Origin of the sequence: Peptoclostridium acidaminophilum DSM 3953 (genome assembly GCF_000597865.1) — a bacterium.
Lineage (GTDB): Bacteria > Bacillota > Clostridia > Peptostreptococcales > Peptostreptococcaceae > Peptoclostridium_A > Peptoclostridium_A acidaminophilum.
Genome location: NZ_CP007452.1, coordinates 1,837,433 through 1,851,351 on the forward strand (window position 1 = coordinate 1,837,433; position 13,919 = coordinate 1,851,351).

At 44.9% G+C, this 13,919-nt stretch carries 11 protein-coding genes; all 11 read right to left on the reverse strand.

Annotation, left to right across the window (positions count from 1 at the left end; translation table 11 throughout):
- Positions 1-134 precede the first annotated feature (134 nt).
- The 11 genes from EAL2_RS09025 to EAL2_RS09075 all read right to left on the reverse strand — a co-directional run bounded on the left by EAL2_RS09025 (position 135) and on the right by EAL2_RS09075 (position 13,880).
- A complete protein-coding gene (locus EAL2_RS09025) occupies positions 135-1,079 on the reverse strand; it encodes an AEC family transporter (protein WP_025436073.1) in 945 nt (314 codons plus the stop codon).
- 19 nt (positions 1,080-1,098) lie between these two features.
- On the reverse strand, positions 1,099-2,877 hold the full coding sequence (locus EAL2_RS09030; protein ID WP_025436074.1) for an aminopeptidase P family protein: 1,779 nt from the start codon (positions 2,875-2,877) through the stop codon (positions 1,099-1,101).
- 233 nt (positions 2,878-3,110) lie between these two features.
- Positions 3,111-3,452, reverse strand: a complete 342-nt coding sequence (locus EAL2_RS09035; RefSeq protein ID WP_025436075.1) for a cupin domain-containing protein — start codon at positions 3,450-3,452, stop codon at positions 3,111-3,113.
- A 91-nt stretch (positions 3,453-3,543) separates the two neighbouring features.
- The gene (locus tag EAL2_RS09040) at positions 3,544-5,625 is read right to left on the reverse strand and encodes a putative bifunctional diguanylate cyclase/phosphodiesterase (protein ID WP_025436076.1); all 2,082 of its coding nucleotides are present in this window, start codon (positions 5,623-5,625) and stop codon (positions 3,544-3,546) included.
- 110 nt (positions 5,626-5,735) lie between these two features.
- Positions 5,736-6,179 carry a hypothetical protein gene (locus EAL2_RS09045; RefSeq protein WP_025436077.1) on the reverse strand — a complete coding sequence of 148 codons (444 nt, stop codon included), beginning with the start codon at positions 6,177-6,179 and terminating at the stop codon, positions 5,736-5,738.
- Between the two features lie 4 nt (positions 6,180-6,183).
- Positions 6,184-7,578, reverse strand: coding sequence for a glycosyltransferase family 2 protein (locus tag EAL2_RS09050; RefSeq protein ID WP_051489128.1), 1,395 nt, complete (start codon positions 7,576-7,578; stop codon positions 6,184-6,186).
- Positions 7,571-8,644, reverse strand: a complete 1,074-nt coding sequence (locus EAL2_RS09055; protein ID WP_158408913.1) for a HEAT repeat domain-containing protein — start codon at positions 8,642-8,644, stop codon at positions 7,571-7,573. Before EAL2_RS09055 ends, EAL2_RS09050 begins: the two co-directional genes overlap by 8 nt.
- Before the next feature lie 144 nt (positions 8,645-8,788).
- Positions 8,789-9,364 (reverse strand): flavin reductase family protein, encoded by a 576-nt coding sequence (locus EAL2_RS09060; RefSeq protein WP_025436080.1) that lies wholly within the window; start codon positions 9,362-9,364, stop codon positions 8,789-8,791.
- A 99-nt stretch (positions 9,365-9,463) separates the two neighbouring features.
- A complete protein-coding gene (gene glmS, locus EAL2_RS09065) occupies positions 9,464-11,290 on the reverse strand; it encodes a glutamine--fructose-6-phosphate transaminase (isomerizing) (RefSeq protein ID WP_025436081.1) in 1,827 nt (608 codons plus the stop codon).
- Between the two features lie 233 nt (positions 11,291-11,523).
- Complete coding sequence (glmM, locus tag EAL2_RS09070) at positions 11,524-12,870, reverse strand: phosphoglucosamine mutase (RefSeq protein ID WP_025436082.1); 1,347 nt, start codon at positions 12,868-12,870, stop codon at positions 11,524-11,526.
- Between the two features lie 170 nt (positions 12,871-13,040).
- The gene (locus tag EAL2_RS09075) at positions 13,041-13,880 is read right to left on the reverse strand and encodes a YitT family protein (RefSeq protein WP_051489130.1); all 840 of its coding nucleotides are present in this window, start codon (positions 13,878-13,880) and stop codon (positions 13,041-13,043) included.
- Between the last annotated feature and the right edge of the window lie 39 nt (positions 13,881-13,919).

Consider the following 13,919-nt stretch of genomic DNA (forward strand, 5'->3'; position numbering starts at 1 on the left):
ACAAATTCATATTTACCCGAAATCAATTTCTTCATTCAAAAAAATTGATAAACAGACTATATTTATTCGTTTTTTTGAAGTTTCCCGTAGAATTAATTGTACCTACTATAAATACTAGTGTCAAACAAAATAAGTTATACATAAAAAAGCTGCAGCAAAATCACATACAGTGGTATTACGACTATGCTCAGCGCGGTACTTATCCCAACCAGGAATGAAGCGTTCTCCTCCTGCACTCCGAATTTCTTTGCTGTTATGGCGCTCTGAGCCATTATTGGCATGGCAGCTTGGAGCACGAAGGTCTTCTTCATGAGCACGGGCATGCTGCTGTAATTCACAAGCAGAGCCGTCAAAAGCGGAAGCACTATGAATTTGCCAGCTAGTGCTATGACGCATTTTCTGTCTATAAGCTCTCTTGAAAACTCAACCCTGCTTATCATCATTCCTATGATAATAAGCGACATCGGCGTTGCCATTCCTCCCACGCTCTTTAGTGTGGCGAATATGAATTCCGGCAGCCTTGCATCCGTAAATACCAGAGCCAGCCCTGCGAGAAATCCGGCGAAGGGAGCTGAAAACAGGTTCACAAGCCCCCCAACAATCGGATGTCCGCCCTCATCTACTTTCGCCTCCTTCTTTATGAAATAAAGCCCCATTGTCCAAAAAAGCGTGGTGTTGGCAAAATAGTATATAAGTGCGTACGTAGCAGCCTCCTGGCCCAGTATGGCTACGCATATCGGAAGCCCCATGAATATTGTGTTCGAAAATGAAAACAGAACCGAAAAAACGCTGTTTCCACCTTCGCCTTTGTCTGCAAGTCCAAAAACAACCCTTGCGATGATGTAACATGCTACAACTGAAATGATACTTATCAGCACGCCGCCCAGCGAGCCCAAGATCATCTCGCGTGTGAATTTCTCGTATACGCTTGTAACCATAAGCATTGGTATTGAAACGTCAAATACTATCCTGTTTAGAACTCCGGATGCGCTCTCAGGCAACAACTTGCTCCGCAGGAGACCATACCCGATTGCTATTACTATGAATATGCTTGCTATGCTTTCTAATGCGCTAATCATGATCCGTTCCTTTCGAGGGCTATATGCTCCTTGTCATCTCATGCAGCCAGCTTCTCTCTTCATCGCTCACGTGCGGCGCTATGTATTTATAGACCCTGCCATGGTAGTCATTAAGCCAACTACGCTCTCCATCGTCCAGCATTGAGCTGTCTATTGCCCTTAAATCGATTGGGCAGTGCGATATTGTATCAAATTCCATGAACTGCCCGAATTCCGTATGCTGCGCCTTTTTTACAAGCAGAGTGTTCTCCGTCCTTATACCATACTCGCCCTCTCTGTATATGCCTGGCTCGTTTGTGAGAAGCATGCCTTCTTCGAGCACTGTAGAGTTTGGATTCTGACTCAGCCTTTGCGGCCCTTCGTGCACGCTCAGGAAATATCCAAGCCCGTGTCCCGTTCCGCATTTGTAGTCTATGCCTTCTTTCCACAGCGGCTGCCTTGCAATTACGTCGAGGTTTGTGCCTGTAGCTCCGTGCAGGAATATCAGCCTGGCAAGCGCTATGTGGCCTTTGAGCACGAGCGTGAAATCCCGCTTTTGCTCCTTGGTAAGCTCACCAAGAGCTATTGTCCTTGTTATGTCCGTAGTCCCGTCAGGATACTGCCCCCCCGAATCAAGCAGCAAGAATCCCCTTGGCTCAAGACGGCTGCAGCTTTCATTTGACGCGCTATAGTGCATCATTGCCGCATTGCCCATATATGCGCATATAGTATCGAAGCTTGGCTCTGCAAAGCCCGGCTGCTCTCGTCTTAGGCTCTCAAGCATCTGCGCTGCGGACACCTCGTCTATATCCATTTGTCCTACATTCTTGTCAAGCCAGTGCAGGAACCTTACCATGGCTATTCCGTCCCTCACCTGGCACACCCTTATGTTTTCAATCTCTGTTTTATTCTTTACAGACTTCAGCCTTTCAACTATGTCCGACTTTTCAACTTTTGTGCAGCTTTTGTGAATCAGCCTGGAAAGATTGAAGCTAAGCTTTGACGGGTCGATATACACGCTCGATTTTTTTTCAAATCTCCTTATGGCCTTTCCCACGGCATCGTAAGGCTTTATCTGCACGTAGTTTTTCTCAAGGCTCTCCTTGGCTTCTTTTGTGAGCTTTTTTCTGTCCACAAATATCGTGGCATCGCTGCCTGATATGATTGCATAGGCCATGAAAACAGGATTGTTTTTAACGTCCGAGCCCCTCAAATTAAACAGCCATGCGATGTCGTCCAGTGTGCTTATTATGTAGTACTGCGCGCCTTCTCTTCTGAGCCTCGCCCTGACTGCCTCCTGCTTTTGAAAACTGCTCTCGCCTGCATACTTGAGTTCATGGACATACACCTTGCCTGAAGGCACGCAGGGTCTGTCCTTCCATATATGCTCGATTATGTCATGCTCGCCGCTTATCTTTATGCCTTTTTTTTGAAATGACTTTTCAAGCGATCTGGCTTCAAGCGAAGAAATTACGCCGCCGTCAAAGCCTACGCACATGCCCTCGCCAAGCGTTTCCATGAGCCATTCCCTGTATGTTGGAACCCCGGGCTGCCTCATCTTGAAGAGCTTAATTCCGCTGCCCTCGAGCTCCTTTTCTGCCTGTATGAAGTATCTTCCGTCGGTCCATAGCCCGCTTTCGCTCATTGTGACAACAAGCGTTCCCGCGGAGCCTGTAAATCCGGAGATCCATGCCCTCGAGCTCCATCTTGGAGCCACATATTCGCTTGAATGAGGGTCAGAGCTAGGGATTATGTATGCGTCCAGCCCCTTTTTTTTCATCTGCTCTCTGAGGAGGCTTATCTTTTCATGTGCTTTCATATGCATCCCTTCCCTTTCAGCCTTATACAAATATATTATACGGAAACTATTTTTAAGATGTAATAATTATACTATTAAATCTCATCATTTTCCGCATAATTTACATTAATATAATACCACCTCGGCGGCACTGCTATCAATCAGCCGCTCGACTTCAAATTTACAAATAAAAAAACTGCCTCAATAAAATGAAGCAGCTTTGAATTAATTTGCTCTATTTTGAACAGCCTTGCTTACAGACTGAACACTACTACAAGCAACATCTTAAATTTTTCCTGAGCTAGCAGGGCGTGCGGTATCCCGGCTGGCATTACTATTGTTTCGCCTTCCTTCAGGCTGAACACTTCATCCCCGATTGTTATTTCAGCCTGGCCATCGAGAATGTACACAAGTGCATCCCCTCCCGATGAATGCGAGCTTATCTCCTCGCCCTTATCGAATGCAAACAGTGTAAGGCTAAGCGGCTTGCCCTGAGCAAGAGTCCTGCTTACAACTTGGCCCTCCTGGTATTCAACTAAGGATTTCATTTCTATTGCCTTCGAAAAGTCTATGTTTTTTATAAAATGCTGATTCATTGTGAATCCCTCCTGTATGATTAATATTTATTTTTTATTGTTCTTATAATATGAGTATAGCAGGAGACAAGATCAATGCATGTAACTAATGTTACCGTTTGGCGAGTTTTATATTTTCATCCACTCTAGTCACCATCTCTTCAAACTCCCGAGCAGGCACAGCCTTGCTAAACAGGAATCCCTGGCCGTATCCACAGCCTATTTTCCTGAGAAATTCAAGCTGCGATATTGTCTCGATCCCTTCGGCCACCACATGCTTGCTTAGCGCATTTGCCATTTGAATTACAGCTTCTATTATGGCCTCGTCCGCGTCGTCGTTTTCAATGTTCTTTATGAATCTTCTGTCCATCTTCACAATGTCTATTGGCAGCTTCTTGAGGTAAGTAAGCGAAGAGTAGCCCGTTCCGAAGTCATCAAGCGCAATCCTGAAACCAAGCTCTCTGAGCTTGCCCAGAGTTTCAACGGCAGCTTCCATATCTGTCATCACTGCCGTCTCCGTTATCTCAAGCTGCACTCCTTTGCTGTCCGTACCGACGCTCTCCAATATCCCCCCTATCTCTTTTGCTATATTCTCCTCGGAAAGCTGTCTGCCAGAGAGATTGATCGACATCCAAAGGTGTTCATAACCTTTCTTGTTCCAGGCCTTTTTCTGCTCCAATGCATTTTTGAGCACCCAGGCTCCAATCTCTTTTATCTGACCAGTTTGCTCAGCTACAGGTATGAATTCATTTGGAGGTATAAAGCCTCTTTCCGGATGCAGCCACCTTATGAGAGCCTCCGCCCCCACTATCCTGCCGCTGCCCAAATGGATTTTGGGCTGATAATATAGGAGGAACTCCTCATTTTCAATTGCACGCCTTATCTGGTTGACCATGTCTATATATCTTAGATTCTTTTCCTGCATCTGCTGCGAATAGAAGCAGTAGCTGTCCTTTCCCTTTTCCTTTACGCTGAACATCGCCGTATCCGCATTTTTAAGCAGGGTCGTCATGTCCTCCCCGTGCTTCGGGTACATGGCAATGCCCATGCTAAAGGATATTAAAAACTCATGCTCGCCAATGGTCCAGGGCTTTCTAAGACTCCTTACAAGCGAGTCCAGTTTCGCACGTACCTCATCATCGCTCGAGACCCCCGCTAGAATTATTGCAAACTCGTCTCCACCGAGGCGCACCGCCCTGTTTGGGAACACTATCTGCTCCTTTAATTTTCCCGCAATATGTCTTAGCAGTATGTCGCCCGCAAAATGCCCATATGTGTCGTTTATGTGCTTAAAATTGTCCGTATCCATATACACAAGTGCGAAGCCCTTCTTAGAGCTTTCCACAGAGCCTTCGTTTTCATACAGCAGCTCGTTCATGTAATTTTCAAACATTACCCTGTTTGAAAGCCCTGTGAGCTCGTCGTAGTAGGCAAGCGAATGCAGTTTTTTTTCAAGCGACTTTCTTTGCGATATGTCTGTGCCCATGGAAATTATTTCTGTCGGGGTTCCATCCTCATAATGCAGTACGCTGCTGTTCCAGAGCATGTCTATATATTTTCCGTGTCTGTTCTTAAGCCGACTTTCGTGATTTTTAAGGGTTTTGCCGCTGCTCACCTTTTCAAAAATATTTCCCATAAACGCCCTGTCCTCGCTTGGAACCAGCATTTCAAGCCAGTTCTTGCCTTCGAGCTCCTCTTGGGAGTATCCAAGCAGGTTTTCGGCATATGGATTGATTCGCTTTACCCTTCCCTCACAGTCCCAGATTGCCACCACTAAGGCGACATTGTTAAGTATATTCTCAGAGAGGAGCCTCTCCTTCTGGTACATGTTGTTTGCTTCCATGAGCTTTTTATTCTCATAGGTTGCCGCATCAAGCGCGTATTTAAACAGATACATTCTTTTTCCAACCAACAGGAACAGAGTTACCACTGTCATCCCCACAAAAAACCAACCCTTGTATGTCTGCAAATGAATATACTTATTAGAATCTGCAACCATTGCAGCAAGTATATTATCCGAAAGCGTAATCCACAAGCCTCCCAATACGCCGTACAGAAGCGCAATTTTTGCGGCATCAAAAATAGGGTTCACAGCTTTGCCTGAACCCATACATTTTTTTATTGATTTTTTTTCACTGCTCCATATGTTTATTGTGTTTATTTTTGCCATCATTTTTTCAAGTGTTTTTAGCATCTTTTTCTCCGCTGTTTGAATAGTCAGCATAATTTTTACCCAGAATATAATGTATATAACTTCAGCCAGGAAATAAATACGGCTAATTTTTATCTTCTTAACTCCTTTTTCTACAGTCCTTGCAGCTGCTGGAGTACGAAAAACATGTGCTTTTGCTCTTCAGCCGCCAGCTTTTCAAATAGCGTCTGTTCCTGCGAGCCCTTCTCGAACAGCTTTTCCAGTTCGCTGTAGAGCTCAATTGATTCCCTCTCTCCCTTTAGCGCAAACAGAAAAAGCTCTTTTCTGCTCATAAAACCGAGCTCTTCGTCGAAGCTTTGTTTAGTCTTGTCATTTGGCGCCGCCAAGGCGAGCATATCCGCTGAGAGCTCGCCGTCAAATTCTCTTATACTATTTTTGATTGCAGCTATCCTCTCGACATGGCTCAGCTCTTCCTCCATAAAAACTCTGGCTATACCTGCTATTTCAGGCTCACTTTTTTGAGCTATCCTGTCATATACGTCCGCAGCCTCTACTTCATTGCCTATTGCAATCTGCAGCCATTCATACAGCTTCATTACATCACCCCTGTTCAAATGATTTTCTCTGTATTGTGCCCCACTGCTTGCTTCCTTTTTTATAGTTCCAGAAAGCCTTTATCCTCCAAAACACCGTCAGCTGCCTGTATAAAAACTGCTCTAGCAGGCTGAATAAAAACAGCAGGAGAATCTCTCTTATTCCATTGTAGCGCTTGTATGAAATCTGTTCGAAGAATATTGCTGAAAACGAAAACAAAATTCCAAACAGGAATGCCATAAGAAATATGTATATGAATTTTTCCGATAAAAATCCCATGTATATGGATATTGCAAGCATTATGTATCCTATCGCCTCTATTACCGGTCCGAGCATCTCGACGAAGAAAAAATAAGGCATTGAAAGCATCCCCACCTTGCCAAAAGCCGGGCTGAATATCATCCTCCTGTGCCTGAGAAGGCCGTCAGCAAGGCCTCTGTGCCATCTGATGCGCTGGCTTTCAAGTCCCTTGAGCGTGTCGGGAGCCTGCGTCCAGCAAACTGCATCAGATGCAAATTCAATCTTGTAGGGTGTACCCTTTTTCCTGAAATGCTCATGCATCCTTAGCGTGAGCTCCATGTCCTCGCCTATTGTCTTTTGATATCCTCCGACAGCAACGACGGCAGACTTCTTGAAAAGGCCGAACGCTCCCGATATTATAAGCAGCGCATTCATCGCCTCCCACCCCACTCTGCTTGTCAGAAATGCCCTGAAATACTCCACTATCTGGAATATTTCAATTGCCCTTTTGGGGATTCTTGCCTTTATAAGCTTTCCGTCTCTTATCTCGCAGCCATTTGCAATCCTGACTATGCCTCCGACAGCTACGGTCTCGTCGTATTTGAGGAAAGGCTTTACTATCCTCAAAAGTGCGTCTTTTTCTATAACGCAATCGGCATCTATGGCGCATACAAGCGGGTATTTCGACACGTTTATGCCTGCATTCAGCGCATCTGCCTTTCCTCCGTTCACCTTGTCGACAATCACAAGATTTGACATTTCAAAGGATGAGTAAACACCTCTTATTTCATTGCAGGGTATTTGTATATTAAGCTCCAAATCTATCTTCCTGAGCTTGAAGTGAGAGAGCGTCCTTCCCAGAGTTTCATCGCTGGAGCCGTCATTTACTACTATGACCTCCAGCAACGGATAGTCAAGCTCAAGCAGAGATTTTATATTGTCTATAATAGTCTCCTGCTCGTTGTATGCAGGTACTATTACTGAAATGGGCTTTGTGTAGCTGCTCGTCAAGGTGATATCAGAGTTTACAATCCTTACAAACTCCATGAGCCTTTTCCACGATATGGCTATGAGTATCATGTAAAAAAAGTTGACTATGATAAAGTAGCCGAACATCACACCGCTAAAGCCATCTATAAATATTTTTATTGCATCAGTCATCATTTTCCACCCCATATTCCTTGACGGTATAATACACGGCCTGGTTCGCATTTAGCGCGCCGTACGCCAAGGCTGAAACTGCCGCGTCCCGCTTGCTAAGCGAGATATCCACCAGCGCGCTTATACCCTCGACACCCAGCTTTGCAAGCACCTCCACAGCATTGAACCTGACCCACCAAGCCTCATCGTATGTCATTACCTTCAAGGCCTCAACAACATCTGCGCCGCACTCGGAATAATCAAGCATCGATTTGGCTATGGCCGCCCTTACCTCCCATTCACGCTCCTGCCTGTAGAGCTCAATAAGATTGTCGAAATACTTGACGCTTCCTGTGGATGCGAGCACCAGCACAGCCGCGATCCTGACTTCCTTAGTATCGCCAAGATATTGTAGAAGCCTGTGCGAATTAGCCTCATCTTTCATTCCCGGCTTTCCTTTCAAAGCCCTTAAGAAAACCGTCTTCCCTATTTCCGAGGATTGCATTTCCAAAAGACTTAAATATCTTTCCACACCAAGGTCCATATTGTCTATCATCTCTATGATTCTGTCCCTTAGAATGCTTGAACTGACAAGCTTTCGTACAAATATATCCGCCTGTGCCCGCGAAAGCGGCAGCAGCGAGAGAGTATAGTAGCACATGTACTTCAGTTCAAAATCTTCAGAGTCAGAACCCTTCATGAGCACATCAAAAGCCTTGGGCGATTTCATAAGACACATCTGCTTTATGACATTGAAATCGAGACTTTTTCCTGCATGGATTATACCCTCATCAACATATCCGAGCCTTTCAAACTTGCCGCTAATGGAGCTCTTTGACTGCCGCGCATGTTCAAGCAGCATATCCAGCACAACACGCCTGTTGTAGCCTCCCGCCATATGCCTTAAGAGCCCGTCTAGGCAGTCTTCATCTTCTATGTACGCCTCTAAATAAGGCCTGAGCCTGGCACATGCCTGCTCATATTTTTTTATCATTACTTTGTCTTTTATTGCTATGGCTATTGTCGCTAAGAAAATCGCTGCGTTTAGCGCCAGCAGAACATATATGCTCAGCATTACAATTGCCATTATTGCATTAGGAAACATTTGAAATAATCACCCCCACCATTTCATATTATAGTATATTACATAGTGAAATGCTTGCAAATATTGAGTAAATACATAAAAATGCCCCAGAAACAAGTTTTCTTATTTCTCGGGCATTTGCAATCGCTATTTATTTTTATTCTCGTATCCTTTACCCTCATCCCAGCACTTGGCGATTGTCTTGCCTGATGACATATACGTCCCCTGGGGCATTTCAAACAGCACCGGAGCGACCTTTTCATAGTCGATATTCCCATTTTCATCGAGCACATCCTCGTCGGCGTATGTGTTGACCACCCTGAGTATGTAGTTGCTGTGCGTCTCTATATCATATACGTCAACCACTTCGCACTCCATTGAAATCGGCGAGTTGTTTATAAGCGGCGCTCCCTTTAGCGATCCGTGATAATATTCGAAAATGTCCGACTTGTCCTCATCGTTTCCGGAAACCATACCAATATAGTCCGTCTCCTTAAGCATTTCGCTCCTAATGAGATTTACAGATGCAGTCTTGTTATCCATGATCGCCACGTTCGAATAGTGCGTCTTTCTAACGCTTAGCATTATATTCTCACGCCCTATGAGCCCTATATGGGCAATCACCATCCAATTGGCCTTGCCGCCGCTTTCAGTCCCCACAACAGTCACCGGCGTCGGATAGAGCCCTACTACAGGTCCAAGATTTCTTTTCATAGTCTCCATGTGCAAATCCCTCCATAGTCATATTCTAATATGCTTATACCCTTTTTTTCTAAAAAGAAAAAAGAACCAGGCAAATCCGCCTGATTCTTTGAATTCCAATTATTCAACTGTAACCGATTTTGCCAGATTCCTCGGTTTATCAACATCGCAGCCTTTGAGTACTGCCACGTGGTATGCTATAAGCTGAAGCGGCACTACTGTAAGTATGCTTGCAAGCAGACTGTCCACCTTCGGTATGTAGAATACCATGTCTGCAACCTTTTCAACCTCTGTATTGCCCTCCTGCGCTATTGCTACAACGAATGCGCCTCTGGCCTTTACTTCCTTCATGTTGGATACTATCTTTTCAAACAGATTCTCCTGGCTTGCTATTCCAATTACAGGAGTCCCTTCTTCTATGAGAGCTATAGAACCATGCTTTAGCTCACCAGCTGCAAAAGCCTCAGTGTGTATATATGAAACCTCTTTCATCTTAAGCGAGCCTTCCATTGCAGTGTTGTAGTCAAGGCCTCTTCCAAGGAAGAATCCGTGCTGCCTGTCCATTATCGCTTTTGCTATCTCTACGAGCTTTGAATCCTGATCTATTATCTGCTGTACCTTGCCTGATGTCAGCTTAATCTCTTCTATGATTCTCTTGTATTCCTTCTCATCCATTCTTCCAAGCTTTAACGCCATGTAAAGCGCTATCATGTAGAACGAAACAATCTGAGTAGTGTACGCCTTTGTAGACGCAACTGCTATTTCAGGACCGGCCCATGTATAGAACACATCATCGGATTCCCTTGCTATTGAAGATCCAACCACATTGGTTATTGAAAGTATTCTTGCGCCCTTCTTCTTAGCATGTCTTAGAGCAGCAAGAGTGTCCAGAGTCTCTCCCGACTGGCTGACTATTATAACTAGGGTCTTGTCATCCACGAATGGATCTCTGTATCTGAACTCAGAAGCTATTTCAACCTCTACCGGTATCTTGACGAATTTTTCTATCGCATATCTTCCAACAAGGCCTGCATGGTATGCCGTTCCGCATGCCACTACGTAAACCTTGCTTATGTCCTCAAGCTGCTCTTTTGTAAGGCGTATGTCGTCGAGCTTTATAAAGCCCTTCTCGTCCAGTCTCTTTTCAAGAGTGTCGGTTATACCTTTTGGCTGTTCGTGTATCTCCTTTAGCATAAAGTGCTCATAGCCTGCCTTTGAAGCCGCCTCTACATCCCACTCCACGTGCATAACTTCCTTGCCCACAAGATTTTTGGCTGAATCGTAGACCTTGACGCCTTCCTTTGTAAGCTCAACCATCTCGCCGTCAGCTATGAGGTACATATCTCTTGTATAGTTTAGCAGCGCAGGTATGTCTGACGCTATAAAGTTTTCTCCTTCTCCAAGACCTACTATAAGAGGGCTGTCCTTCCTTGCAGCGACAAGCTTTCCTGGCTCTCCCTTTGCAATTGCTCCTATTGCATATGATCCCCTTACAACTCCAAGCACCTTGTGGACTGCGTCAAAAAGGTCCCCTTCGTAGTAGAGATCTATAAGATGAGCAAGTACCTCTGTGTCAGTGTCTGATTTGAACTTATACCCTTTTTCTATAAGGTCATCTTTAAGCTGCATATAGTTTTCTATTATACCATTGTGCACCACAGCTATAGTATCGTCCATATTGCTGTGAGGATGCGAGTTGACATCCGATGGAGCTCCGTGCGTAGCCCATCTTGTATGTCCTATTCCAAGGCTTCCCTCAACGGGCTCCTTTTCAAGCTCATGCTCAAGCACTGAAAGCCTTCCCGCATATTTTCTTATCACAAGGTCTGAACCTGTGTTTATTGCAACACCCGCCGAGTCATAACCTCTGTACTCAAGCTTGCTAAGCCCGCTCATTATAACGTCTGTCGCCATCTTGCTTCCAACATATCCTACTATTCCACACATAAATAACTCCTCCTTAAAATTTAGATATTATGGTTAATATATTTAAGGAGAAAGTCAGCTTCACCCGATCCTTCTTGTCCTCCCGATCACTCAGGAGATTTGCCAGACCTTTTTCGGCCGTGAAAAGCCGCCGGGACATCCGCCGATATTTCGATAATCCCGATCCTCGTCAACTCAGCAAAGCCGAGTCCAGGCGCTATGCAGCCTAACGGCTGCATTTTATGTGTTTTGGACTATGCCATTCTGGACTCTATTATAATTGCAAGCCCTTTGGCTAAATCCATAAGCTGACCTTCTTCGCTTCCTTCAAGCATCACCCTGACTAGCGGCTCTGTTCCGGAAGGCCTTATAAGCACCCTTCCGTTTCCGCTCATCATGTCTTCAATTTTTTGTATTTCCTCTTTTATCACACGGTCTTCCATGAAGCTGGACTTGTTTTCATTCCTGACCTTGGCATTTACAAGGACCTGCGGATATACAGTCATTACAGCTGCAAGCTCCGAAAGCGTTTTGCCTTCCTTCTTTGCTATTGAAGCCAGCAGTATAGAGCTGAGCACGCCGTCGCCTGTTGTATTGTAGTCAAGGAATATAAGGTGTCCCGACTGCTCTCCTCCTAGATTATAACCGTTTCTTAGCATTTCCTCAAGCACATACCTGTCTCCGACGTTTGTCTGGACAAGATTTATTTCAGCTGCCCTCGCAACCTTGTGAAGTCCTATGTTGCTCATAACTGTGACTACAAGCGTGTCACCCTTGAGCTTGCCTTCTTCCTTGAGATGCCTGCCGCATATTGCCATTATGTGATCGCCATTTACAATGTTTCCGCAGCCGTCAACGGCTATTAGCCTGTCTGCATCACCATCATATGCAAAACCCATATCTGCTCCGGTTTCAACAACCCTCTTAGACAGGTTGAAAGGATGAGTAGAACCGCATTCTACATTTATGTTCTTGCCATCAGGATTTGAGTTCATAAGCTCTACGCTTGCTCCAAGCTCCTTGAATACAAGTGGAGCCACCTGGTACGCAGCGCCGTTGGCACAGTCAAGCACAACCTTGAGGCCGTCGAGCCTGCTTTCAGCGATTGATTCAAGATAGCTTGCGTAATCCCTTATGGAATCATCCGCTTTTGTCATGTAGCCGACCTTTTCGCCCAGCGGAACAAACTCTATGGAATCCATGTTTTCCATTAGTGCTTCTATTTCATGCTCTATTTCGTCAGAAAGCTTGTAGCCTTCGCTGTTGAAAAATTTAATGCCGTTATATTCCATGGGATTGTGCGAAGCAGATATTACAACGCCGCAATCAGCCGAGTATTTCCTGGTAAGATATGCAACCGCAGGTGTTGGGACAACTCCAAGGCATACCACCTCGGCGCCTGCAGACATAAGCCCTGCACAAAGCGCAGACTCGAGCATGTCTCCTGATATTCTGGTATCCTTTCCAACCAGGACCTTGAGCCTCTCCTTGCCTTTGCCCAGCACATACGCGCCGGCCTTGCCAAGACTGTATGCAAGCTCGCATGTAAGCTCCTTGTTGGCTATTCCTCTTACTCCGTCAGTTCCAAAATACTTTCTCATTTTGAACTTCTCCCTTCAAAACCGCAAAAAATAAATAAAGGGAATCAAATCCCTTCATTTATTTTAACATATATCCACTTTTATTTCCATATCAAACAAGTATTATAATCTCATATTAAGGCATTATTTTAACGATTAATCCATGATTCACTTGCCTTGATCCGCAATCTCTATATCAGGCTCTCCTTGAAACCTCTTCCCCTGACCTCCGTAGCCTCGTTGACGCTCATGAATGCATTCGAATCTATTCTGCTTACGATGCTTCTTAGCGTCTGAAGCTCGCTGGAATTAACGATGCTGTATATTACCTTCTGGTCGCTACCGGAATAACCCCCTTCAGCCTTAAAGAAAGTGACTCCCCGACCTGTCTCGTCCATAATAACGCTTGAGAGCTCCTCCGATTTTGGGGAAATTATCATTACGGAAAGCTTGTTGTCGAACATGAGCTGGACCTTGTCAACCACTTGATAAGCAACATACATTGCCATTAGCGTATACATTGCCCTTTCTGCTCCGAAGGCGACTCCTCCTATGGATACTATAACAAGGTTCGCTCCCATTAGCACATTTGTCACCTTTATGCTCCACTTTTTCTTAACAAAAGCCCCTATTATATCGGTTCCACCCTGGGATGATCTGCTTTTGAATGTTAAGCCCATTCCAATACCATTGAATATTCCTCCGAACACGGCGCTAAGGAGTATGTCATCTACCGCAAAACGGCTAAAAACGTCTGATGTGAAATACAGTGTGAGCGAGAACAGGATCATGTTTATAAAACTGTAGATAGTAAATTCTCTGTCGAGTTTTCTATATGCGACCAGGAATATTGGCAGGTTCATTATAAATACCGTAAGTCCTATTTGGATTCCAGTTGTGGCGTTGAGAAGTATAGCTATGCCGCCGACTCCTCCGCTGAGAAGCTTGTGGGGCACCAGAAAGCCGTTAATGGCCAGGGCGCAAAAAATATTTCCAAGTATCATACCTAATATCCTAACGGGGGATACCATTTCATTCATCTCCTTTTAATATAAGACCACTTACTATAA